Annotated in this window: 28 protein-coding genes and 4 tRNA genes; 20 read left to right on the top strand and 12 right to left on the bottom strand. The window is 33.7% G+C overall.

The features are described 5' to 3' along the window. Positions 1-7 precede the first annotated feature (7 nt). Together K5790_RS06295 and K5790_RS06300 are read left to right on the top strand one after the other, a co-directional pair. Positions 8-1,120: a tryptophan--tRNA ligase gene (locus tag K5790_RS06295; RefSeq protein ID WP_297593395.1), complete on the top strand. Its 1,113-nt coding sequence runs from the start codon at positions 8-10 to the stop codon at positions 1,118-1,120. Further along, positions 1,117-1,398 (top strand): hypothetical protein, encoded by a 282-nt coding sequence (locus tag K5790_RS06300; RefSeq protein ID WP_297593397.1) that lies wholly within the window; start codon positions 1,117-1,119, stop codon positions 1,396-1,398. Before K5790_RS06295 ends, K5790_RS06300 begins: the two co-directional genes overlap by 4 nt. Before the next feature lie 149 nt (positions 1,399-1,547). On the opposite strand, the gene K5790_RS06305 is transcribed toward K5790_RS06300, so the two are convergent. The 5 genes from K5790_RS06305 to K5790_RS06325 form a co-directional block, all read right to left on the bottom strand. Next, a complete protein-coding gene (locus K5790_RS06305) occupies positions 1,548-2,600 on the bottom strand; it encodes a CxxC-x17-CxxC domain-containing protein (protein ID WP_297593399.1) in 1,053 nt (350 codons plus the stop codon). Between the two features lie 72 nt (positions 2,601-2,672). Further along, positions 2,673-3,002 carry a hypothetical protein gene (locus K5790_RS06310; protein ID WP_297593401.1) on the bottom strand — a complete coding sequence of 110 codons (330 nt, stop codon included), beginning with the start codon at positions 3,000-3,002 and terminating at the stop codon, positions 2,673-2,675. Positions 3,003-3,054: 52 nt separating this feature from the next. Then, positions 3,055-3,531 (bottom strand): phosphopantetheine adenylyltransferase, encoded by a 477-nt coding sequence (locus K5790_RS06315; RefSeq protein WP_297593402.1) that lies wholly within the window; start codon positions 3,529-3,531, stop codon positions 3,055-3,057. A gap of 33 nt (positions 3,532-3,564) precedes the next feature. After that, positions 3,565-4,632: a hypothetical protein gene (locus tag K5790_RS06320; RefSeq protein ID WP_297593405.1), complete on the bottom strand. Its 1,068-nt coding sequence runs from the start codon at positions 4,630-4,632 to the stop codon at positions 3,565-3,567. Between the two features lie 308 nt (positions 4,633-4,940). Next, positions 4,941-5,014: transfer RNA gene (locus tag K5790_RS06325), tRNA-Ala, on the bottom strand. Between the two features lie 79 nt (positions 5,015-5,093). On the opposite strand from K5790_RS06325, the gene K5790_RS06330 reads away from it, so the two are divergent. Both K5790_RS06330 and K5790_RS06335 read left to right on the top strand, forming a co-directional pair. Beyond that, entirely contained in the window at positions 5,094-5,648 is a 555-nt protein-coding gene (locus K5790_RS06330; protein WP_297593407.1) for a thioredoxin family protein, read from the top strand. Positions 5,649-5,681: 33 nt separating this feature from the next. Beyond that, positions 5,682-5,756, top strand: a tRNA-Ile gene (locus tag K5790_RS06335). A 7-nt stretch (positions 5,757-5,763) separates the two neighbouring features. On the opposite strand, the gene K5790_RS06340 is transcribed toward K5790_RS06335, so the two are convergent. Further along, a complete protein-coding gene (locus K5790_RS06340) occupies positions 5,764-6,657 on the bottom strand; it encodes a B12-binding domain-containing protein (protein ID WP_297593409.1) in 894 nt (297 codons plus the stop codon). 437 nt (positions 6,658-7,094) lie between these two features. Between K5790_RS06340 and K5790_RS06345 the strand changes: the two genes are divergently transcribed. Next, on the top strand, positions 7,095-7,493 hold the full coding sequence (locus K5790_RS06345; protein WP_297593411.1) for a hypothetical protein: 399 nt from the start codon (positions 7,095-7,097) through the stop codon (positions 7,491-7,493). A gap of 110 nt (positions 7,494-7,603) precedes the next feature. After that, complete coding sequence (locus K5790_RS06350; RefSeq protein ID WP_297593413.1) at positions 7,604-7,990, top strand: hypothetical protein; 387 nt, start codon at positions 7,604-7,606, stop codon at positions 7,988-7,990. A gap of 7 nt (positions 7,991-7,997) precedes the next feature. Here K5790_RS06350 and K5790_RS06355 read toward each other — a convergent pair. Continuing rightward, positions 7,998-8,119, bottom strand: a tRNA-Leu gene (locus K5790_RS06355). A gap of 91 nt (positions 8,120-8,210) precedes the next feature. On the opposite strand from K5790_RS06355, the gene K5790_RS06360 reads away from it, so the two are divergent. Together K5790_RS06360 and K5790_RS06365 are read left to right on the top strand one after the other, a co-directional pair. Then, positions 8,211-8,284 (top strand) — tRNA-Thr (locus K5790_RS06360). A gap of 137 nt (positions 8,285-8,421) precedes the next feature. After that, positions 8,422-9,285 carry a DNA adenine methylase gene (locus tag K5790_RS06365; RefSeq protein ID WP_297593415.1) on the top strand — a complete coding sequence of 288 codons (864 nt, stop codon included), beginning with the start codon at positions 8,422-8,424 and terminating at the stop codon, positions 9,283-9,285. Between the two features lie 89 nt (positions 9,286-9,374). Here the strand turns inward: K5790_RS06365 and K5790_RS06370 are convergent, their stop codons facing one another. From K5790_RS06370 to K5790_RS06380, 3 genes are all read right to left on the bottom strand, one after another. Continuing rightward, entirely contained in the window at positions 9,375-10,025 is a 651-nt protein-coding gene (locus K5790_RS06370) for an ammonia monooxygenase (protein ID WP_297593417.1), read from the bottom strand. Between the two features lie 107 nt (positions 10,026-10,132). Further along, entirely contained in the window at positions 10,133-10,495 is a 363-nt protein-coding gene (locus K5790_RS06375) for a hypothetical protein (RefSeq protein WP_297593419.1), read from the bottom strand. Positions 10,496-10,611: 116 nt separating this feature from the next. Further along, positions 10,612-11,175 carry a methane monooxygenase/ammonia monooxygenase subunit C gene (locus K5790_RS06380; RefSeq protein ID WP_297593421.1) on the bottom strand — a complete coding sequence of 188 codons (564 nt, stop codon included), beginning with the start codon at positions 11,173-11,175 and terminating at the stop codon, positions 10,612-10,614. 254 nt (positions 11,176-11,429) lie between these two features. On the opposite strand from K5790_RS06380, the gene K5790_RS06385 reads away from it, so the two are divergent. The 3 genes from K5790_RS06385 to K5790_RS06395 all read left to right on the top strand — a co-directional run bounded on the left by K5790_RS06385 (position 11,430) and on the right by K5790_RS06395 (position 12,981). Beyond that, a complete protein-coding gene (locus K5790_RS06385) occupies positions 11,430-11,999 on the top strand; it encodes a methane monooxygenase/ammonia monooxygenase subunit B (protein ID WP_297593423.1) in 570 nt (189 codons plus the stop codon). Positions 12,000-12,092: 93 nt separating this feature from the next. Next, the gene (locus K5790_RS06390) at positions 12,093-12,407 is read left to right on the top strand and encodes a hypothetical protein (RefSeq protein ID WP_297593425.1); all 315 of its coding nucleotides are present in this window, start codon (positions 12,093-12,095) and stop codon (positions 12,405-12,407) included. 40 nt (positions 12,408-12,447) lie between these two features. Next, entirely contained in the window at positions 12,448-12,981 is a 534-nt protein-coding gene (locus K5790_RS06395) for a hypothetical protein (RefSeq protein WP_297593427.1), read from the top strand. A 101-nt stretch (positions 12,982-13,082) separates the two neighbouring features. On the opposite strand, the gene K5790_RS06400 is transcribed toward K5790_RS06395, so the two are convergent. Together K5790_RS06400 and K5790_RS06405 are read right to left on the bottom strand one after the other, a co-directional pair. Further along, a complete protein-coding gene (locus K5790_RS06400) occupies positions 13,083-13,424 on the bottom strand; it encodes a hypothetical protein (protein ID WP_297593429.1) in 342 nt (113 codons plus the stop codon). Positions 13,425-13,463: 39 nt separating this feature from the next. Then, on the bottom strand, positions 13,464-13,796 hold the full coding sequence (locus tag K5790_RS06405; RefSeq protein WP_297593431.1) for a hypothetical protein: 333 nt from the start codon (positions 13,794-13,796) through the stop codon (positions 13,464-13,466). 124 nt (positions 13,797-13,920) lie between these two features. Here K5790_RS06405 and K5790_RS06410 point away from each other — a divergent pair, with 124 nt between their 5' ends. The 9 genes from K5790_RS06410 to K5790_RS06450 all read left to right on the top strand — a co-directional run bounded on the left by K5790_RS06410 (position 13,921) and on the right by K5790_RS06450 (position 22,407). Then, on the top strand, positions 13,921-14,370 hold the full coding sequence (locus tag K5790_RS06410; RefSeq protein WP_297593433.1) for a 30S ribosomal protein S15: 450 nt from the start codon (positions 13,921-13,923) through the stop codon (positions 14,368-14,370). Beyond that, complete coding sequence (locus tag K5790_RS06415; RefSeq protein WP_297593435.1) at positions 14,370-15,791, top strand: DHH family phosphoesterase; 1,422 nt, start codon at positions 14,370-14,372, stop codon at positions 15,789-15,791. Before K5790_RS06410 ends, K5790_RS06415 begins: the two co-directional genes overlap by 1 nt. After that, on the top strand, positions 15,754-15,996 hold the full coding sequence (locus tag K5790_RS06420) for a KEOPS complex subunit Pcc1 (RefSeq protein ID WP_297593437.1): 243 nt from the start codon (positions 15,754-15,756) through the stop codon (positions 15,994-15,996). Before K5790_RS06415 ends, K5790_RS06420 begins: the two co-directional genes overlap by 38 nt. Continuing rightward, positions 15,996-17,261, top strand: coding sequence for a serine--tRNA ligase (gene serS, locus K5790_RS06425; RefSeq protein WP_297593439.1), 1,266 nt, complete (start codon positions 15,996-15,998; stop codon positions 17,259-17,261). Before K5790_RS06420 ends, serS begins: the two co-directional genes overlap by 1 nt. A 40-nt stretch (positions 17,262-17,301) precedes the next feature. Next, entirely contained in the window at positions 17,302-17,913 is a 612-nt protein-coding gene (locus tag K5790_RS06430) for a 30S ribosomal protein S3ae (RefSeq protein WP_297593441.1), read from the top strand. 25 nt (positions 17,914-17,938) lie between these two features. Next, entirely contained in the window at positions 17,939-18,364 is a 426-nt protein-coding gene (locus K5790_RS06435) for an RNA-binding domain-containing protein (protein ID WP_297593443.1), read from the top strand. A 188-nt stretch (positions 18,365-18,552) separates the two neighbouring features. Then, the gene (locus K5790_RS06440) at positions 18,553-20,010 is read left to right on the top strand and encodes an NAD(P)/FAD-dependent oxidoreductase (protein ID WP_297593445.1); all 1,458 of its coding nucleotides are present in this window, start codon (positions 18,553-18,555) and stop codon (positions 20,008-20,010) included. A gap of 39 nt (positions 20,011-20,049) precedes the next feature. After that, complete coding sequence (locus K5790_RS06445; RefSeq protein ID WP_297593447.1) at positions 20,050-20,844, top strand: MoxR family ATPase; 795 nt, start codon at positions 20,050-20,052, stop codon at positions 20,842-20,844. After that, complete coding sequence (locus K5790_RS06450; protein WP_297593449.1) at positions 20,845-22,407, top strand: vWA domain-containing protein; 1,563 nt, start codon at positions 20,845-20,847, stop codon at positions 22,405-22,407. Positions 22,408-22,440 lie beyond the last annotated feature (33 nt).

Consider the following 22,440-nt stretch of genomic DNA (forward strand, 5'->3'; position numbering starts at 1 on the left):
AAATTGAATGTCAGTTGATGACTTTGTTGTAACTCCTTGGCATGTAGAAGGAGATATTGACTATGATAAATTAACCAAAAAATTTGGCACTGAAAAGATTTCACCAGAATTGAATAACAGAATCAAAAAGATTGCAGGGGAAGACCATTTTATGCTAAGAAGAGGCATATTCTTTTCTCACAGAGATATGAACAGAATTCTTGATGACTATGAAAAAGGGAACAAATTTTTTCTTTATACTGGCAGGGGACCCTCAGGTCATACTCATATAGGACATTTAGTTCCATGGGTTTTTGCAAAATGGTTACAGGAGAAATTTGATGTTAACATGTATTTCCAACTAACTGATGATGAAAAATTTTATTCAAAAGCAGATTTAACATTAGAAGATACTAAAAAATTTGCATATGAAAATGCCTTAGACTTTATTGCACTAGGATTCAAACCTGAAAAAACAAAAATTATAATCAATACAAAAAATATTCAGACGCTTTATCCTATTGCGGCTCAAGTTGCAAAAAAGATTAATTTTTCAAACACAAAGGCAACATTTGGATTTACTAATGAAACAAATCTAGGAATGATTTTTTATACATCATTACAATCGGCCCCTTGTTTTATTGAAGACAAACCGGTTTTAATTCCACTAGGAGTAGATCAAGATCCACATTTTAGATTAACAAGAGACGTAGCACCAAAAATAGGAAAACCAAAACCTGCACTAATTCACAACATTATGATTCCAGGTTTAGAAGGACCAGGAGGAAAGATGTCTGCATCTGATGAAAATGGTACAGTATACACCACTGATACACCTAATGTGGTAAAGAAAAAAATTAACAAATATGCATTTTCAGGTGGTCAACCTGACATTGAAGAACATAGAAAACTTGGAGGTAATCCTGATATTGATGTATCATTTCAATATCTAAGAATATTTTTTGAACCAAATGATAATAAATTAAAATCAATTTATGAAGATTACAAATCGGGAAAGCTTCTCTCCGGAGAATTGAAAGCAATTTTAATTGAAAAAATTAATAACTTTCTTTCAGTACATCAAGAAAAAAGAGAAAAAGCAAAAGACCAATTAGAGAAATTTCTTTTTGAAAATAAATGAAAATCAGTATAGAGTGTGATGATGAATATGAGGCTCAAAAATTAGCCTCCTTAATATTCATTAAAGACGGAAAAGAAACATACATCACAGGAATTCTAAATATTGTAAAAAATGAACTTGTAATATCATTGAAAGACAAATCAGCTCACAGTGTTTTATTAAAAGACCAGGATCATGTTGAAAAATTTGCAGATTTTATTCAATCAGTTTTAGACAAAGAACACACCCTAATTTCTACTAAAATTTCAGAACATATTGTAGAAATAGTAAAAAAGTGAGGACCTATGGAGAAAATATAGTGTAAAGGGCCACAATTCCAACCATTGCAATAAGAGAAATTCCTAAAGCCTTAAAGTCGCCATTCATATTATATTTCAAAAATAATTATAATTAAAGTGTTAATAAATTCTCAGAAATGATTCTAGGATTACCTAGGAAAATATCTGCTCTTTTTCTGTTTTGGTTTTACTTTTTCTACTTTGCTTTTTGTAATAGGTTGTCTGATCTGGTTACAGTTCAAACATAGGACCTTTAGCTCTTCTCTAGCGAGTTCAGGTTCTGAAATGTATTTTCCCCATGAGGAAGCTGCACCCCCTCGTTTAACATCATCAAAGCCATTTTCTTCAAAAATATGACTTATTCCTAAAGCTCTCTCATCTTTAAATCCACAACTAGAGCAACTTTTGCCGCCTAAAATTTCAAACAATTTTTCTTTTAGAGATTCATAAAATTTGTCAGAAGCATTTGCAAAAAAACTCTCTCGCTTTTTTAAGAATTTTTCATTTTTTGGTTTTTTGGAGATAATTCTGTCCCTACTGGACTGTTTTTCATTTCTTGAATATCTAGAGTCTCTATCGTTTCTAGAATTTCTGTCATTTCTAGAATATCTATCACTAGCTGAATCTTGTGGTTTGTTTTGTCTGAAACAGTCATTACAGTAAACAGGTCTGTCTGTTCTTGGAACAAATGGAACTTGACATTCAGTACCACAATCAGCACAAGTTACTGTTGTAGATTCTTCTCGTCGGTCATTTCTTGAATATCTAGAGTCTCTATCGTTTCTAGAATTTCTGTCATTTCTAGAATTTCTGTCATTTCTAGAATTTCTGTCATTTCTAGAATTTCTGTCATTTCTAGAATATCTGTCATTTCTAGAATATCTATCATTTCTAGAATATCTATCATTTCTAGAATATCTATCATTTCTAGAATATCTATCACTAGCTGAATCTTGTGGTTTGTTTTGTCTGAAACAGTCATTACAGTAAACAGGTCTGTCTGTTCTTGGAACAAATGGAACTTGACATTCAGTACCACAATCAGCACAAGTTACTGTTGTAGATTCTTCTCGTCGGTCATTTCTTGAATATCTAGAGTCTCTATCGTTTCTAGAATTTCTGTATGAACGACTAGTGTTATTATCTCCAGAGGATCTCTGAGATTTTTTCTTATCAGAATACTTTGATTTGTAAAGCTCCATTTCTAAGAAATTTTAGATTGATTGGTTATAGATACTTTGAGATAAAATTTATGCCTAGAAAAAAAATTTCTACTAGACTAGAGATTTGTCCATTTCTGTAGCCAGTACTTCTTGAACTTTAAGAAAATAGAGTTTGGTAGAATATGGCATCTGATCTAAATTATTATCAACTACAATCATAAAGTATCTCACTGCACGTTTTGAGATATCTAGATTGAATTTCATTGTAAGAATAGGATCTTGATGAACTTTAATTTTATCTTGTAACCAAGGTGGTGCCATCTCAATTGTTTCATTAATAATTTTTTTGTACCAAAAAGAGAGATTTTGTGGATGGAGTCCCTGCTTTAGATCATTAACATCATTATCAATTATTTTCATCATATTATTGATGATTGCCATTAGCCTCAATCAAGAAATTGTGTTTTATTCCATTTACTCAAAGTTCTGCAATCTATTTGTCAATTGATAACAGGTTTCCTTCTGTATCAATTTCTGAATTTTTTATTCTAGTAGTAGAAATTCTCGTACCATCTTTTGCCAAAAACATAGGAACAGAGATAATTTTAACAGGAGGTAGGTTTTTTTCTTCCCGTAATTTGTTTAGTATCTGACCCTGATTGCTTGTTTCATCACTAGTAACTAAGGCTTCAACTCCTGTTTCCAATACTGCAGGACCAAAATCGTTTTCCAATTTACTAATTTGATAAGAAGAATTTGGAAATTCTTTTGAAATTAATTTATTTAAATTTTCTAGTCTTGTTTGATAGTTATTAGTTAGAACTTTACCTTTTTTTAATGCCAATTCATCACTTGTCAATCCAATTATTACTTTTTTAGAAATTTTAAATGAATTTGAAAGTAATGTAATATGTCCACGATGAATGATATCAAATGTACCTCCAGTAGCAATAAGAGAGAATTCCTGCATGAGAAACAATAAACTTCTTTTAAAATAAACTTACTATTTTACAATAACTAATACAAATGGACCTTGTTCTGCAATTGGAATATTATTTCTATCCCAAACAAAGGTTTCAATAAAAAACAATCCTGGTTTTTCAGGAATCCAGTCAATGGTTTGTGTTTGAAGTCCTGTTCCGATAAATCGACCATCATATTTTCCAATAAATTCTACATATGGAGATTCTCCGGATTCTTTAATTTGGACATAGTATGTGTATGGAGTTTCATTCGAGTTTTGTTTTAATGAAAACTGCACCCATGTTTGACTTTCAATATTTACTGTAGAGCCTAATGTAATTTCTGAAAGTTTGTTACCGGAAGTATCTTTTACGGATACATCTGAAATTTTTACTAATTTGGTCAGAGATTGTGGTGGTGGAATTTTCACATCAACAAAATCTGAATAAAAAACATCTGATTCAGCAAATAACAAAAATCCTACAGCTCTTGCATCAATGTTTTCATCAAGCTCAAAAGAAATCTCAGCATTTGATGCTACATTTCCTAGTTCAATAGTTGAGATCTGCAAATATCTTGGTGGCTCAAAACTATCATAAAAAACAGCATAGACATTTGTGTTGGAATTAGGTGCCCCACCATTCTCTAAAACCCCTGATAGGCGTAATGATGCATCATAGAAAACATCAGTGGGATAAACCAAGAGTCCCTTTTGTTTTCCTTCTGAAGAATCAAATCCCAACAAAGTGACAGATGCTTGTGTTATCTCTGAATTAGGAGATGTTGAACGAATTGAATATGGAGATTTTCCATTTGGTGGAATTGATTCTAGAATAGTTCCCCCAATTGAGATGTCAATTGGAGCAGGATCTATATCATCATAGAAAGTTACTTGGATTCTAACATTATCTACTGCAGATAGTGAATCATGGTTTTCTACCATCCCAATAACTACAGTGTATCCTTCAGCATCCTGATAAACAAAAGGTGTTTCATTACTTAGTGCTACTGATAATGTTGGTGCATTATCATAATATTCTTGAGAAAAACCCTGAGTGAATGGAATTAATAGTAAAATCAAAAATATATTAAAAATAATTTTTCGCATCTGAATTTCTTTCAGATTAGAGATTAATTTCGTATAACATATCATATAGTGAACAAGAAAGGTAACAACGTTTAACCCAGTTGACACTAGACATTAGAGATAATAAAAAGAGATTAAAAATAGATTAGTTCTATTTTCTCTTTGCTGTAATTGCTAACCAGTATATCAAACCGGGAGCTAAACCAACAATGAGTGGAATCCATACAGGCCATCCATCTACTGCGCTTGTCATAAAAGAAAACCGAAACTTATCCTATTTAAATCCATCCAGCAGTCTGAAATTCATCACTGATCGTTATAGGTAAAAGTGGACCGGACGGAATTTGAATCCGTGACCCCCCGCGTGCAAGGCGGGTATACTACCAGGCTATACTACCGGCCCACGAGAGGATGTTTATTGTGTGGATTTTAATTGTTGTCTTCTTGGCAAGAATTTTATTTGAAAGGAAGGAATTTTTTTTATGGTACTATTAGAATCACAAGTCAAACTAAAGACAGGTGATATAGCTCCTGACTTTGAATTACTAGGAATTGACGACAAAAAGCACTCCCTAAATGATTATGGAAACTACAAAGGAATTTTGATTATTTTCATGTGTAATCACTGTCCCTATGTCAAGGCAAAAGTTGATGCATTAAATGAGCTGTATGAAAAATTTGGAAAGGAAATCGCAATTATTGGAATAAACAGTAATGATTCTACAGATTATCCTGAAGATAGTTTTGAAGCAATGAAACAGACTGCAAAGGAGAAAGGATTTGGTTTTGATTATTTGGTTGATGAAACACAGGAGATTGCCAAGAAATATGGTGCCATGTGTACTCCAGACCCATTCTTATTCAATAGTGAAAGAAAGTTAGTTTTTCATGGAAGAATTGACAATGCAATGAAACCAGATGATATAGCCACAGAAAAGACAATGATCAACAATATACAGAAACTATTGACAGGTGAAAAAATTGAAAAAGACTTTGACCCATCAATTGGTTGTTCTATCAAGTGGAAAGAAAATTAAACTTAAATGAGTCCTGCCAAGAGATTTGTTCGTGGGCTCGTAGCTCAGCTTGGCTGGAGCGTTCGACTGATAATCGAAAGGTCATGTGTTCGAATCACATCGGGCCCATTTTTCATTATTTAGAATTAGCATATACTGTCTGAGACCACTGTAAAATATCATCAATTTTTTCAGAAATTAAATCGGATTCAATTTTTGTTTTCTTAGATACTTTGCCACAAAGAGCTAATTTCATTTTTTTGCCTGATTTTTCTTTTATTGAAGATATTGAATCAACAAAAAAGTTCAGGCCTTCGCTAGTTTGTGAGAATACAACTACAATCAAAATTCCAGGTTTTTGTTTCCATATTTTTCCTACAAGTTTTTGAAAATCAAGATCAAATAAGACATCTATTGCAGATGACATGTCACCCAAATTGGAAACTCTCCATCCATTAGAATGATACACAGCAGAAACTGCTTCAGAGAGCAGACTGCTTTGAGAATCAGCTGAAATTAATACCACATTTTTTTGTGGATCTGAAACCATAGATTGTTGATTGAAGATTTGAATAGATTTTGAGATCGTGGTCCTAAGAAGATTACGCTCTGCTGTTCCAATCTTTCCATCATCATATAATTTCTGTACATAATCAATTGCTGGCAAAATTACTTCAAGAATTAATCGATTTACAGTTCCACCTGAATTCAAACAATTTCGAATTAGAGAAAAGACTTGGTCTTCTGTTCCTTTAACTAAATAATCAGCATACTGTGGTTGAACTTTAAAATAATCATCTGGAAAATTAAATGATTCTTGACCTGGTTCTAAAAACCATAATGTGAGATTTCCAATATTTTTTTGTCGCAGTAAGCCTTCAGCTGCAAAAACTTTGAGGTATTTAGACATGGTAATTCGATTAACTCCTATCTTTTCAGAGATTTCAACACCGGACATTCCAGAAACTGAGTTTTCTAATAATGAGATTAGTTTTTGTCTAATGTCCTCAGTAGAATATCCTCGTGCCATAGTGTATTTTGATAGAGGTATTGTATAAAGACTAATTTTAGAATTTACCATTAATGAGAAATTTAGTCTTCCTTTTAGGAAATAACCAGATTCAAAATGGCAGGGTAGTGGAAAAAGATTAGTTGATTCAAAATAATCTAAGAATCACGGAAGCAAATCATAACCTGCATAATATCTAATCAAAAGAGTGATACCGATACCAAGAGAAATACTCACACCTAATGCAATCATCACTAATTTATCCAATAATATCTTCATTTGTTCATACTATAATTATTTTTTGGACATTCAGAGATTTAGATGAAAAGACGCCCACCGAAGCCTGTGGGATTGAAATCAAGGGGGATAATAAATGGAAAACCATGATTCAAAATTCTGTCAAAAGTTAATAGCAACTCAATTCTATTGTTTATTTTATGGTAATTCCAATCTGAATTATGGGTAAAGAACCAAGATCCATAATTGTAAAAACAATGGTGACAACAAAAGTTAGTAAAGATACTTTCGAATTTTTTTCAAATCTAAAAAATTGGGAATTTGGAGGTGCATTAAAAAACATTCAAAAAGATAAAGATGATTGGTGGGTATGCAATTCGCCATTTGGTGAAGTAAAGATAAGATTAAGATCAAATGAGAAATTTGGAATTTTAGATCACGATTTTATTGGTGGGGGTGGAGAATGGACTGTATCATGCAGAGTTACTCCAAATGAGAGTGGTTCTACAGTAACATGGTTGTTTATACGACCTGAACCTATGACACAAAAACAGTTTGAAGAACAGTTGAAGAATTTTGATAATGAGATTATGGGTTGGAAAAAAGCCTTAGAATCCTAACACATGTCCCGACTGAAAACAGTCAAAATCATGTCCCATCAAGGAAACAGTTCCCAAAAAATAAAACATTATATACTTCGGTACCTTAATGTACGGTAAGGAAAAGTAAATTGCCAAAAGCCGGATTCAAATCAATCACTGTTTCAGAAACTGTTTATGATAAATTCCACGAAGTTTATCAAAAAAGTAAAGACGACCTACAAATGAAAGGAGTCAACAGTTTTTCAGGTTATGTCACTTACATGTTAGAGGAGATGATGCAAAAGGACAAGACCTTTGCAAGATATGCTCCAAAGATTGAAAAGATTTCAGTTGATGATGATAGAGTAATACTAAAGGATAATATCAAAAATAGAATTGCAGAAGTTGCAGTACAGAAAGGAGAATTGTTCTGTCAGCTCTGTGACGAAAAAGATTGTGTACATATTGGCTTTGTTTTCTCTCTGCCAGATGTTTACGAAATCCTCAATGCCAGAGGAATAAAACATCCAAAATAAAGAACAGTGGAGGAGGTGGGATTTGAACCCACGAACTCCTGAGAGACAGGATCACCCATTATTTGATCTTAAGTCCTGCATGTCCAAAAGCACAAAGTGCTTACTTTGGCCAGGCTTGATTACTCCTCCAAAAGGGTAGAAATTTGTGTGAAATTTAACAGTTTAGAGTAAATTGCAGAAGAATGAAGAATTATAAGGATTTTCTACAGGGAAAATTTGTGCTTCGATAGCTCAGCCTGGTAGAGCGTTACATTGGTAATGTAAAGGTCGCGGGTTCAGATCCCGTTCGAAGCTTATTATTTTCTATAACATTCTAAAATTGACAGATTTACGAAATTTGTATTTAAGCTATTCTGAGGCAAGTAAAAAGTTAGTTCAAGATCAAATAAATTTGTGTAAAGTGCAGTTAATGAATTCTGCAATACTAACTATTGAAACAAGTATACTCTCAAGTATCATCTGTCACTCCAAAACCATTTGTTAAATGGGCAGGAGGAAAACGCCAACTAATTCCAATTCTAAATGAGAGTTTACCCAAATCTTTTGGGACTTATTATGAGCCATTTCTTGGAGGGGGAGCTTTACTATTTCATATGCTAACTGAAAGAAATGGTCAAAAATGCAGCATCTCTGATTTGAACTCTGATCTAGTATTGGCATATACTACAATTAGAGATAGAATTGACGAGCTTATTTCCTCTCTAAAAAATCATGAAAGAAATTATCAGAAAGATTCTAAATCATACTATTACTCCATTAGAGAATCAAATCCAAGAAGTGAAATTGAAAAGACATCAAGATTGTTATTTCTCAATAGAACCTGCTTTAATGGATTATATCGAGTAAACAGCAAAGGAAAATTCAATGTACCTCTTGGAAGATACACCAACCCAAATATCGTAAATGAAGAAAATTTACGTTCAGTTAGTTTCATTCTCCAATCAAGCAAGGTTGCAATCAAATGTCGTGATTTTGAGGCAGTACTGCAAGATGCCAAAAAAGGAGATCTAGTATACTTTGATCCACCATACCAACCAGTAAGCGATACTGCAAATTTTACCAGTTATACAAACAAGGATTTCACAGATAGCGATCTTAGTAGACTAGCAGAACTTTGCTCAAAACTTGATTCAAAAGGATGTAAAGTCCTATTATCAAATTCAGATTCAAAACAAGTTGCCGATATGTTTTCAGGAAAAACTTGGAAAGTTAGAAAGATTCATGCAAATCGTTCAATCAATTCAAATTCTAAAAAGAGAACAGGTCACTTTGAATTATTGATTAAAAATTATTAGCCTTAGTTTATTTTCAAAAATTTTCAAATAAAAAATCTATAGAGTGTACTCTAGAGGATTAAGAAAATGAAAAGGAAGAGGTTGGGTGTTTAGTCCCACTTTGACCATGCGGCCATCCATCTGTATGTCCAAGTGTTTAGTTTACAACCTAGTGCTGCAAACGTACATGCCAATACTGCACCTGCACCTGCACCTAAAGCCACTGGGCTGTTATAGAACTTTCCAACTTGAGGTTCTATCGGTGTCATGTATGGTGGCAATGTTGGTCTTGGATATTTGAATGCCGTTTCAAGTGGGTCTGCTACTGTTATCAGGTTTACCATGTTGAACAATGGTAAAGACATTCCTACTAGTACGCCGCCAAACAGTATCAAGGAGTGCTTGTTCTTCTTTGTTGCCCAGTAGACTAAATCCAACAGCATTGCTGATGGTAACCAAACTGGTGTTACAATGAAGTCATATGGATATCCGAGTGCAAACCATGCACCTTTTGCTACCCATGTGTATACTGTCATAATTAGAGCGTAGTACGTTGCTGTACCTGGAACACCTGTAAATGTTAGGTAATATGTTGCACCTACTACAAGCATCAACGTTTGCGATATTGAGAATACCGTGTACGAAGTCCAAGCCCAGTCAGTGTAGAAGATGTAATCTCCTGCATTAATTGTTAACAGTGTTGAGTTAACTGCAACTACTACTATGAATAAGTAGTGTGTACATCGTCTTAACCAGACCATATGAAGGTGAAGAAACGGTCAGTATATAAAATTTTAGAGTATGATGGAGATCGTTGTTCTGAACCTAAAAATGAAAATGAAAAAGAAATGTCTGAAGGGTTTTCCTTCTAGTATCCAACATATAGTGATATGAATATTGTACCGGCTGTGACAGCAGCTACACTACCGCCAACGATACCATTACTATTTTTGTTGGAACCTTCTTCCATGACTTTAACACAGAAGATATAACCTATTGCCTCAATGATTGTCAAGACGATGAATGCAAAGTGACCACTAGAGGTTGGATATGCCCATGGATAATAGAAATATCCTGCTGCAGTACCACCAAAAGTTGCTAACCATGCTGCCCAGAATGAAATTGTAATCATACCAGTCATGTTTTCAACGCGCTTTCCAATCATTCGTTCTACATCAGCACTTGATGATCCACCAGCGCCGCCAGAACCGAATCCTTTAGGAAGAGTCATTCTGGAATTATTCTAATAGAGAATCCTTTTAAGTCTTTCTTAAACTGAGGGAGGAAGTACGATCTACGTCTTTTGAAAATAATAAAAAGGAAAAAAGTGTGCTTTTGCACTTTTGTCTATGGTATTGCTCTGCTGTACAATTTGCCTTCTAAGGCCATCTTGTACATTTCTGCAACATATGGGTTCTCTCCAGGAGTTTCTGCACCTAGTTCTACGAGTCTAGCATATACTCTGACTACGTATGCAAGTGCACCCATGAATGCTACTACAACACCCATGTTAAACATCCAGTGATTTGGTACTGCAAAGATCTCCTCTACAAACCAGAAGTGCCACATCTCATTGACTCCAATTGTAAACATTGTTGCAAGGTAACCTAGAATGGTCATCTTCAAACCAGTGTTCATTGAATTATTTGGGCCTCTAAGAACTGGAACTTTTCTATCATAGATTGCTGCTGCTCCCCATCCAAGTGGTAATGCGATGAAGTGGGAATACAACCACCAGTGAGCTGGTGTGAAAGCACTATCTCTGATAGATGTCTGATGTAGTGATCCATCAACGAAGTTATCAACTTCGACTGATGCTGCAGTGGACCCCATAGCAATAACGATGAGCCAGATTTTTTTAAGTCTCTGAATCTCAACTTCTTTTGGGATTAATGCGGGCATCTGTGCCATGTCTACAATCATGTGAGTTCGGCATATAAAGTAAGAGTTTCAAAAATGGTTAGTTAGGTTCAAATTTTTTAGTAATTAGAGTAAAAATCAATGAAATTTTTTCTTTTCATTGATTTAGATTGAAATAATTTTATTATTATTTTTTCATTTTCATTGTTAATCATTGATGATAAACAATGATTGGAGCATCGATCCTCGCTATCAAGGTAAAACATATAACGATGTGTATTTCTTTCTGAATATTAGGGATAACTATGGTCGAAAAAAAGATTTTCGTATTTGGACTAGCTGTAGTACTTGCACTAGGAACTTTAGGTTTCAACTGGGTTGAATCCGTACTTCCAACTGCAGATGCACACGGTGTCCAAGCACAACTTCAGAGTCGTTTCATCAGAATTGAGGATGAAACCTTCAACAGACAATCCCTGCAAACTGGCGAAACCTTGACACTTCAAGGAACTTTAGTCAGTCTTGTAGAAAGAGACCTTAGAGGATGGCTATCTATCTTCTCAGAGTCAACCAACGCAGGTAACAGATGGGAAATGTTGGCAAGAGACCCACCAGGAAACGTCTTTGACATTCCAGGTAACTCAGTCATTGATTACTCACTATCTGCAAAAGCACTTGAACCAGGTGTATACCACGTACACACCCAACTCAATGTAGCAAAAGTTGGTCCAGGACTTGGTCCAGGTCAAACAGTAGTAGTTGAAGGAGATCCAATTATCAAACCAATCCCATATACCAACATAGCTTACCAATCAATTATCATTGGCGTTGGATATGTCATTACGTTTGCAACACGACCCTGGCAAGTAATATAAACACCCAACCTTTTCCTTTTCATTTTCAATGAACTTACGTTTTACGTAATTAGATAAACCAAGTTTTATCTTCTAGAAAATTAATATGAAAATATGCTAAGTTTTAAAATTACCAAACTAGATATTTTTCAAAGTTATTTTTTTGGCGAAGTAGAATTTCGTTCAGATAAATTCAAAGTAAATATTCAGAATCAAAGAAGAGGTAAAGTTCTCAAACTTCCTTTTGAGATAAAATCAAAAAATGAAAAAGTGATTGTCAGAATGACAGGGCCAGGTGATTTATTCATTGAAGATTACATCCCATACAAAGGAGAATCAGAATGGCTTGAAATTGACTCTGATGAAATTACATATTATATTGCAGATCATCAAGATCAGTTAGATACAATTGAAATAATGATAGAGTAAAAGAAAGGACTTTAAGGTATATCTTGTCAAAGGCATCACGATGAAATATCCTGGAATGGGTGATCCCTACAAAAGGAAAAAAACTATCAGATTTTTAATTATTACAGCAATCATAGCAATATCAGTAGGAGTAATCAGTTCCGTTCTTCAGGGTCAGTTTAGTCAAAATGACCCTCTCAAAGTATGCATCAATGATAGAGAAACCCCTTACAAAATGAAAGTCACTTTGGAGTTAATTATTGATGGTCTTCCTACACCAATTCCTGCCAATATCAATGCAGGATTAAATGATGGTGAATGTAAAAGAACCATGTATACTCTAACAGATGATGGGACCATCTATGTTGAGTGGAAAGAGGAGTATCCATGGGAAATTGGACACTTTTTGTGGATGTGGGATTTTCCTCTAAGAGATATGGATCAGGATAAATCTACATTTTATGTAAATGGTAAAGAATCATCACATTTCATCAATACGCCATTACAAGATGGATATCACTACAAGGGAGTATTTACTACAAAGGATTATGATTCATCCAAAGATTCAGATTTCCTACCAGAGTTAGAAAAATAGTATTTACGACTTTGATAAAAGATCAAATTTTGAAAAAATAGAATTAGTGCAAGTTAAAACTAGAGTTTCTAAAAATAATGAAAAGAAGAAAGGAAGTGATTTTACCAGTATTTACCGTTGTCTGGAATCAGACCAATACCTTCTCTTTCAAAGTGTCTGTCTAATTCGTCAACCCATCTCTCACGGTTGTCTTTGTAAGCCCATCCGTGTACACGTAACCAGAATGAGATAATTCCGAGAAGGAATATTGTGAACATCATGGTTCCGAAGATGTAAATCATTACATCATAGAATAATGGATCATAGTTTGGTCCCAGTTGTCCTGTAATTGAAGACAGGATGCTTAGGAAAATTCCTACGATAGGAGTCATTGTATATTTTGGCTCTATTTGTGCGATATATACATTTCTTTTATTATCAGAAAGTACGAGATCAGTATTCACTAAGAGTATCTAATAAAATAATAGAAAAGTGAGGTTTGACTATCCTCTACCCATTGCTGCGTATTTACCAGATCTTCCTCTAAGGAAGAAGGCGCCTGCAATACCACCGAAGACAGCTGCTGCAATAACTGATGCACCAACTACACCGCCTGCGTCAAGATATGGAGTTCCTGAACCCGATGCAGGGTTTGCTTCAGCAGCTTCAATTCTTCTTCTTTGAATTTCAAGTGCTTCTTCTAAGGTATAAGCTCCGGTTTCTCCTTGGCCGCCGACATTTCCCATGTACTGTGCAAATGCAACTGATGCTGCACCAATAGCACCGAAGAAAAATACAGCTAGCATTGTTGTTGTTAAGAGTATTTTTGTATTCATACGGTTTACCTGTTCGATTTGAACCCGGTGACTTATTTAACTTTTATTCTGAACCCCAATTTTTGGTATAATGTACGAGATCAGTAGAAGTAACGTTTAATTCTGTTCTAAATTGTGCAAAATCATGGGACGAATGCACACTCATAGACATGGAAAATCACATTCCATAAGACCAGCTACTCTACGTGCACCTTCATGGATTACACAGAGCCCAGCAGAAATTGAAGAATTAGTAATAAAATATTCCAAAGAGGGTTTAACTCCTAGCCAAATTGGAATTAAACTAAGAGATCAGCATTCAATTCCATTAATCAAACCAATTACCAAAAAAGGCATCGGTCAAATTCTTGAAGAAAATGATTTGAGAGCAGAAATGCCAGAAGACCTAGATAACATTGTAAGAAAAGCAGTTGGTCTTCAAAAACACCTTAAAGAAAACAAGGGAGACAATAGAAATGTTAGATCTTTGGAATTAATCGAAGCCAAAGTACATAGACTATCTGTATATTACAAAAGGATAGGACGAATTCCAGCAAAATGGAAATATAAATCCGTGGTTGCTCAATTAGAGTAATGACAAAATCACTTGACGAATCACTTTCATTTTTCAAAGATAAAATTTCAGACTGTATAAAATCAAAAAAATCAATTTCCGTTACAACTCATATTGATTGTGATGGACTTACATCAGGAAGTATTATTACCAAAGCACTAATCAGAGAAGGGGCAAATTGCACTGTTAGAACATCAAAAGAATTTAGTAAAAAAATTGTAGAATCATTCAAAACAGATTCTAGAGACTTTCACATTGTAACTGATTTGGGAGGAGGGTTTGCAAAAGAACTCAATGAAACATTAGGAGATAATTGGATAGTTTTAGATCATCATCAAATTTCTGATGAAGAAATAGATAATGAAAATGTCATCAATGCATGGAGTTATGGAATTGATGGAGGAGTTGAGATATGTGCTGGAGGAATGGCATATCTAGCATCAGTTGCCCTTGATGAGAAAAATTCAGATTTATCGTCTATTGCTGTGGTCTCGGCTTTAGGAGATAGACAAGATCAAGGAGAAAGAAAGTCATTTACTGGAAAGAATTTTGAAATTGCAAATACTGCCAAAGAATTAGGATTAGTGGATATTGATTTAGACTTGCTTTTAGTTGGCAGGGAAACAAGACCACTTCCAGATGCATTAGCATTTACATCTCAGCCATTTATTGAAGGATTAACATGGAACAGAGATACTTGTCTTTCACTTCTTAATTCATCTGGAATTAAGTTAAAAGATGGAGGTAGGTGGAGAGTACCTGCGGAACTAAATGAGGAGGAAAAAAGACAAGTTATTGAATCAATTTCCAAATTTACCTCTGGCAAAAACTCCACTGAGATAATGTCAGAGTTAATCGGATATACATACACATTTCCAAGAGAAGATAAGAGAAGTTTCTTGCGAGATGGAAGAGAATTTTCAACTATGTTAAACTCGTGTGGGAGAATAAATCGATCTGGAGTTGGAATGGCAGTATGCATGGGTGATCGAAATAAGATACTAAGAGAGGGAGAATCAATTTTAACAGATTATAGAAGAATGATCAGAGAGTACATGAATATTCTTTCAAATGAGAGATGGAGAATTTCAGAAAGTGAGACATGTGTGATGGTAAATGGGGAAGACATTGTTCCTGAAACCATGACAGGTACCATTTCATCATTAATTGCAGGATCACCTAAAAATGCAGGAAAAATTGTAATTTTGAGAACCAAAGGAGAAGAGAATACAATAAAATTCTCATCAAGAAAATCCTTTGGTTGTAATTCAGATATCAATCTTAGTGAAGTAATGAGAATCGGTGCTGAAAAATTTGATGGTGTCGGGGGAGGGCATAATACAGCAGCTGGAGCAAAAATAACTAAAGACAAATTAGATGAATTTCTTAATTATTTAGAAGTAAATGTCGTTAACGTGTCAAGTCCAAGTAACAATCAATAAAATATCAAAAGAAAAGGCGGAAACTGTCAAAAAGGCATTAGAACCAGATAATGTGAATTTTCCCGAAGGATTGAGTCTTTATGTTGAAAATATTGATAACAAACTAGTTTTTAATTTTGAGAGTAAGAAAAACATGAAACAGCTGATTGGAACTATTGATGAAGTGTTAGAGCATATTCAGGTTGCACTAAAGGTGATAGAATAGTGTTAGATCCTAAATTAATCAAGGAAAAATCCCAAATAATTCAAGATATGCTAAAAGCAAGATCTGTAGATTTTGATTTAGATGCCCTAATAGAATCTGATCAAAAACGACGTGATTTTATTATAAAGACTGACGAATATAGAAAAAGGAAAAATGAAATCGGGATACAAATCTCAAAAATGAAAAAAGCAGGAGAGGATACAACCCAGATCTTAAATGAAATGGTTGAGATCTCTGCAAAATTAACAAAGTTAGAATCAGAGCAATCAGAAATAGAAAAAGATTATTCAAAATTAGCATTAACTATTCCGAATCTTATTCATGAATCAGTTCCAATTGGAGCCGATGACAGTTTCAATAAAGAAATTAGAAAATGGGGGGAAATTCCAAATTTTGATTTTAAAATAAACGATCACATCGATATTTCAGAAAATTTGGATTTAGTAGATTTGGAGAGAGCAGCAAAAGTTGCAGGAGCCAGATTTTATTACTTGAAAAATGATTTAGTTAGATTAAACCAGTCATTGATTCATTTTGGATTAGATTTTCTTGCGGAAAAAAAATATTCATTGGTTCAACCACCATATATGATCAATAGAGAATCAATGGAAGGTGCAGTTATTGCAGATGATTTTGAAGAGGTCATTTACAAAGTTGATCAAGAAGATCTTTACATGATTGGAACATCAGAGCATGCCATGGCAGCAATGCATTCTAAAGAAATCATTGAGGGAAAAGATCTTCCTATCAGATATGCTGGAATTAGTCCCTGTTTTAGAAAAGAAGCAGGTGCTCATGGTCGGGATCAGAAAGGGATTTTCAGGGTTCACCAATTTGATAAGATTGAGCAATTTGTATTTTCAAGACCTGAAGACTCTTGGAAGGAACATGAAAGAATGTTATCAATTGTCGAGGAATTTTATCAAAAATTAGGAATTCCTCACAGAGTTATGTTACTATCAAGTGGAGATATGGGCAAAGTTTCAGCAAAGACATATGATATTGAGGCATGGATGGCAGGACAAAATGCCTACAGGGAAGTAGTTTCATGTTCAAATTGTTTAGACTATCAAGCTCGCAGATTAAAGATCAGATTCAGAGATAAGACAAATGAGGATACACAATATCTACACACACTCAATAGCACACTAATTGCTACAACAAGAATTTTGGTAGCAATAATGGAGAACAATCAAACAAAAGATGGACATATTAGAATTCCAGATGTTTTACAGAAATACATGGGAAATCAGAAAGAAATCTAGTGACATACCCTTATATTTTGGATTCAAAGGTCGATAATAATTGGCACGTAGAAAAGGTCGAGTAAAGGACAAGTGGAGAGAAAAACGCTGGATTACAGTTAATGCTCCAGATTCATTTAACAATGTTCCAATTGCATATGTACCAATCACTGATGATGAAAATGCAGTTGGGAGAGTTTTAGAAGTTACATTATATGATATTCTAAAAGGAGATCCTTCACAACACCAATACAAAATCTATTTCCAGATAAACAATGTAGATGGAGACAAGGCAACAACAATGTTCAAGAGATTTGAATACTCAAAAGAATTTTTACGAAGTTTAGTTAGAAGAGGATCATCAAAAATTAATTTCATTATAGATATCAAAACTAAAGATGGGTATATCTTTAGAATTAAAGTAATTGCACTTACTCATAGACAACTAAACACATCTAGAAAACATGCTCTTAGATTAATTGCAAGAGATGTAATTAACAAAACAGTTCCAGATATGACTATTGAACAATTTGTGCAAGCCACTTGTTACAGTAAGATTAACTCAGATATCATGGCCGCATTTAAGAAAGTAATCAGAGTAAGACATGTAGGTCTAGAGAAAGTCAAACTCATCAGAACTGCAGAAAAAGAAACAGTATTGCTTGAAGCATAAAACCTGAAATCATTCAAAATCAATCATGATTGAAAAGATTGAAATTTCTATTGATGTCATAGTTCATGCCACTGAGGATATTTCAAAAATTTTCAAATCATTTGAGGTATTTGATTTAGAAGAGGAGAATTTTGAGGTCAAAGAAACATCAGGATATTTTGATAATCCCATCAAAATCTTAAATGCAAAAATTACCAAAAATAATGCTCAAAAGTTTATGAAAAAACTTGTTGAATTATTATCAAAAGATCAAATTAATGAGTTAATTGATCAAATTGAAGAAAGAACAGTGGATTCAAGGTTTCACATGAGATTAGACAAACAGGAGTTAATCAAAGGCAGTATAGCAATCAAAGAAAAAGATACAATAAAAATAAAAATTCATACTCCAATTTACAATAAAAAAGATACAATCAAATCATTTACAGAAATTTTTCAAATTGCCAACTAGATTAAATAGGAATAAGAGAAGAATACCATTTGGGAATGAGGAAATAACAGCCGCTCCAGTCTGAGTGAATACTATGAAGACGCCGCGACGAACCGACCCCATAATTGATTAGATCAATTGAATTTTCAAATAATTTCCCAATAATCATGATGTATTATTTTAAATACGGATAGACGAACCCCATAAACGTGGCAGACTATGATGTTATTGTTGCAGGCGGAGGGCTTGCAGGTACTATTACAGCACAAGCTATATCTCATTATTCAAAACAAAATCTGAAAATTCTAGTTGTTGATAGAAATACAGAATTTTTACCAGGTAGAAAATCATTGGCAGGTTGGGTATGTGGTGATGCATGCTCCAAAGAAGCAGTCGATTTTATGTCAAAAAGGATCAAAGTTGAGTGGACCAGACCTGAAATCGAGCATGATGTTAAAGGGGTAATGGCATTTTCACCAGATAAAGAAACCGCAATTCCATTTGATGGTGCAGGATACATGTTAAATCGTCAAAAACTACCCGAGATTCAAAATGAAAGATGTAGAAAAATGGGAATTGAATTTGAATATGAAATTAATCTAACTGGTTTAATTTATGAAGGACAGCAGGCTGTTGGAGTTCAAGGAATAGATAATAAAACTAAACAACCCTACAAAAAAACATCAAAAATTGTGATTGATGCAACAGGAGTTACATCAATGCTAAGAAACGGACTCCAAAATTCTACAAAGGTTGAAAAAAGAATCGATAGAAGAGATTTGGAATCAACTGGCAGATACATTATGTACTTTGATCAGGGAGAAAAAGATCTTTCTGAATTTGATCCTGATTATTGTATAATTCACTTGGATCAAGATATTGCTCCTGGGGGATATGGTTGGGTATTTCCTAAAGCAGATAACAAAGTCAATATAGGTTTAGGAGTAGAAAAATCACTTTTAGAAAGAAGGAACAAAAGATTAGGTAAAAAAGACAATGTCGAATCATTAATGAAAGAATATCTAAATCGCAATACTGCAATAAAAAATCCAAAACTATCAGAAGACCCAGAAGATATCAATAACAATTCAGGGATTTTTCAAGTATCTGTAAGAAGACAAAACGATTGTATGGTATCTGGCGGATACATGTTAGTTGGTGACTCAGCATGGATGCCAAAACCAATTGATGCAGGTGGAATTGGTCCAGCATTAATTGCAGGAACTATTCTTGGAAACAATGTAGCACAAGCAATTGAAGCTAATGATGTAACAGAGGCTGGACTTTGGCAATACAATTTAGATTTTATCAAAGAGTATGGATACAAAACTGCTGGTCTTGAATTGTTTAGAAGATTAGTACAACAGATGAGTAATGAGCAAATTAGTTATGGAATGAAACACTTTTTGGGAAATCTTGATGTAGAATCAATAAGTAAAGGCGAACATCCTGACTTTTCTGGACTAGGTAAAATTGGAATGATTATCAGAGGTGCAATGAATAAAACAGTTGCAGATGGACTAAGATACACATCAAAACAAAATCAATGGTTAGTAGAACATTACTATAACTATCCAAAAGATCCTTCTGGATTTGAGCAGTGGAATAAAACATTACATCAAAGACTCGATGAAGCTTTTGCAAAAGTAGAAGCATTTGATAAATAGATCTAATATTAAATATTGAGATAATCATTAAAAACATACTTGGAAGAAACTCAGTATCTTGATTGGAATAATTCCATTCAAATTTTAAAAAAAGCCCATGAAGCAGGTCTTTTTGTATTAATTATTGGGCCAAAAGGAACAGGTAAAACATCTCTGGTTAGGGATTTTGCAAAAAATATGAATTCAAACTTAGATTCAATTAATTTTAGCCTCCGAACTAGAGAAAGTCATCTTGTTGGAACAAAAACCCTAACCGATGGAACAGTAAGTTTTGACGAAGGGGTTTTGATTAAATCAATGAGGCAGGGGGATTTACTTTACTTAGATGAAATTAATTCAGCTGAAGCAGATGTATTATTGAGATTAGATGAAGCATTAGATGATCGACGACAAATAATGCTAAAAGAATCAACAGGAGAAGTAGTAAAGGCCAATGATAATTGGTTTGTTATTGCTACAATTAACCCATTAACACATAGTGGAACAAAAGAGTTGCCTCCACAAATTTTAAGCAGATTTCCTGTAAGAATTAGATTAGAATATCCACCAGAAGATATAGAACTAGAAATTATTAAAAAACATGTTTCAGGAGTAAATGATTCAGAGTTAGTTCAAGCAATAAAATTGGCAAATACATTAAGACAAGCAGCAGCTGTAGAAGAATTATTTTATTCACCTAGTTTAAGGGAAACAATTGCATTTGGAAAACTAGTGGAGAAAGGAATGTCTCCAAAAGATGCTGCAAATTACGTTTTTGGAAATGTTTACACACAATGGGGAAATATAGAATATCAAAAAGTAAGCGACATCATTACCTCCATGTTTGGTAATTAGATGCAAGCAATTCAACTTCAAAATGAATCTTTAGTTGAGATTGCTACTTTTCTTGTAAGGCGATGGTCAGAAAGAGATAACATGGTAGTTGAAATCTCCGATAAAGTTGAAACTAAAACAAGACTTAATGAAAATAAGGTAATACTTACACCACTTGAAAAGAGAATTGGAAATGACTTTCAAAAATATCGACAACTAAGAACATCGTTATGGTATGAAGCAATGAGAATAAAGTACTGTAAAAAAATTCTTAGCAATGATCATGCATTTGGTTTTATTCTCAATACAATTGAAACATCAAGAATTGAACAACTAGGAAGGAAAATTTGGAAAGGAATGACTGATGAAATTATTTTTAATTACGCCTACATGTTAGTAGAAAGACCTCAATTACATACGGTTTATGGAAAAGCTAGAATCGTAGAGGCATTTTACCAATATTTTATGTTTGGAGCAATAAAAGGTGAAATACAATCAAGCCACTTTGAGAAAATTAAAGAAGCATCTATTTTTGCAAAGAAAATTGTAAAAAAAGCGATTGAAGAAAACTATGATACAGAGTGGCTTGAAAAAAATGTTAGTCAAATTATTAAAATTCTAGATATTGATTCTCTACTAACAATTCCAATGTCAGTATCATTTTTGAAAGCTGGAATGGCACTAACTGAAGAAGAATTACTAAAAGTTCTAAAAATTATTGCCAAAAATAAAGAAGGAGATTTTGGATCTGTAGATTCTTCTGCAATTTTAAGAGGAGATAATGTTTATGGAGAATACAAAGTATTACTTGATGAGAATAAAAAAAGTGAAAATAAAGGATTGACCCCTGAAGCAATTGGAATTCAAATTCCATCAACAAAAAATGTTGATGAAACAACAATTTATGATATGAATTTAATTAATGGATTAAAAGTAAAATTCAAAGAATGGAAAACAGGTTGGAAAGAACAACACCTCAGTTCAGGAGAAGAGTTTGATGAAGAAAACTACATTGAGGGTCATGAACCATTTTTTACAGATGTTAAAAAGTCAATTAAAACAAAAATTGTAATATTATTGGATCACTCATCTAGTATTGCATCAGATGCACTGGAATACAAAAAAGCAACTCTGGCTCTTTGTGAGGTTTTATCATATCTCAAAGTAAAATTTGCAGTTTATGCATTTAGTACTGAAAACAGATCAGTTGTCTGCTGGTCTATCAAACCTGACAACATAAAGTGGAATAATATAACTGCAAAGAGGTTAACTCAGGTAGTTGCAAATGGATCAACTCCATTAGCAGAAGTTTATGATAAAATGTTTCCAACATTACAATCAAAAAGGCCAGACATCTTTTTGACATTAACAGATGGAGAACCATCAGATCCTGATGCTGTAAGAAATATGACAAAAGCTCTCAAAGGATTAGGAATTAAGATGGTAGCCTTAGGATTAGGGCCAAATACTCTCAGAGCTACTACTATTGCTAATAATCTCAAGCATTTAGGATATGAAAAAACAATGGCTGTAAGTAGACTAAAAGACATTCCAAGTAAAGTAATCAGTGTTTTAGATGTTTAAATCAATGAGTAACGTTTCCTTCTGCATCGTTTT

It is taken from the genome of Nitrosopumilus sp., assembly GCF_025698945.1.
Lineage (GTDB): Archaea > Thermoproteota > Nitrososphaeria > Nitrososphaerales > Nitrosopumilaceae > Nitrosopumilus.

Excerpts from the sequence above, each read along its gene's own strand:
- K5790_RS06320 (WP_297593405.1), bottom strand. The coding sequence starts at position 4,632 with ATGCGAAAAATTATTTTTAATATATTTTTGATTTTACTATTAATTCCA.
- K5790_RS06375 (WP_297593419.1), bottom strand. The coding sequence starts at position 10,495 with ATGACTCTTCCTAAAGGATTCGGTTCTGGCGGCGCTGGTGGATCATCA.
- K5790_RS06395 (WP_297593427.1), top strand. The coding sequence starts at position 12,448 with ATGAAATATCCTGGAATGGGTGATCCCTACAAAAGGAAAAAAACTATC.
- K5790_RS06315 (WP_297593402.1), bottom strand. The coding sequence starts at position 3,531 with ATGCAGGAATTCTCTCTTATTGCTACTGGAGGTACATTTGATATCATT.
- K5790_RS06305 (WP_297593399.1), bottom strand. The coding sequence starts at position 2,600 with ATGGAGCTTTACAAATCAAAGTATTCTGATAAGAAAAAATCTCAGAGA.
- K5790_RS06310 (WP_297593401.1), bottom strand. The coding sequence starts at position 3,002 with ATGGCAATCATCAATAATATGATGAAAATAATTGATAATGATGTTAAT.
- K5790_RS06345 (WP_297593411.1), top strand. The coding sequence starts at position 7,095 with ATGGGTAAAGAACCAAGATCCATAATTGTAAAAACAATGGTGACAACA.
- K5790_RS06435 (WP_297593443.1), top strand. The coding sequence starts at position 17,939 with ATGATTGAAAAGATTGAAATTTCTATTGATGTCATAGTTCATGCCACT.
- K5790_RS06420 (WP_297593437.1), top strand. The coding sequence starts at position 15,754 with ATGTCGTTAACGTGTCAAGTCCAAGTAACAATCAATAAAATATCAAAA.
- K5790_RS06300 (WP_297593397.1), top strand. The coding sequence starts at position 1,117 with ATGAAAATCAGTATAGAGTGTGATGATGAATATGAGGCTCAAAAATTA.
- K5790_RS06340 (WP_297593409.1), bottom strand. The coding sequence starts at position 6,657 with ATGGCACGAGGATATTCTACTGAGGACATTAGACAAAAACTAATCTCA.
- K5790_RS06380 (WP_297593421.1), bottom strand. The coding sequence starts at position 11,175 with ATGGCACAGATGCCCGCATTAATCCCAAAAGAAGTTGAGATTCAGAGA.
- K5790_RS06390 (WP_297593425.1), top strand. The coding sequence starts at position 12,093 with ATGCTAAGTTTTAAAATTACCAAACTAGATATTTTTCAAAGTTATTTT.
- K5790_RS06385 (WP_297593423.1), top strand. The coding sequence starts at position 11,430 with ATGGTCGAAAAAAAGATTTTCGTATTTGGACTAGCTGTAGTACTTGCA.
- K5790_RS06415 (WP_297593435.1), top strand. The coding sequence starts at position 14,370 with ATGACAAAATCACTTGACGAATCACTTTCATTTTTCAAAGATAAAATT.
- K5790_RS06370 (WP_297593417.1), bottom strand. The coding sequence starts at position 10,025 with ATGGTCTGGTTAAGACGATGTACACACTACTTATTCATAGTAGTAGTT.
- K5790_RS06450 (WP_297593449.1), top strand. The coding sequence starts at position 20,845 with ATGCAAGCAATTCAACTTCAAAATGAATCTTTAGTTGAGATTGCTACT.
- K5790_RS06405 (WP_297593431.1), bottom strand. The coding sequence starts at position 13,796 with ATGAATACAAAAATACTCTTAACAACAACAATGCTAGCTGTATTTTTC.
- K5790_RS06410 (WP_297593433.1), top strand. The coding sequence starts at position 13,921 with ATGGGACGAATGCACACTCATAGACATGGAAAATCACATTCCATAAGA.
- K5790_RS06295 (WP_297593395.1), top strand. The coding sequence starts at position 8 with ATGTCAGTTGATGACTTTGTTGTAACTCCTTGGCATGTAGAAGGAGAT.
- K5790_RS06330 (WP_297593407.1), top strand. The coding sequence starts at position 5,094 with ATGGTACTATTAGAATCACAAGTCAAACTAAAGACAGGTGATATAGCT.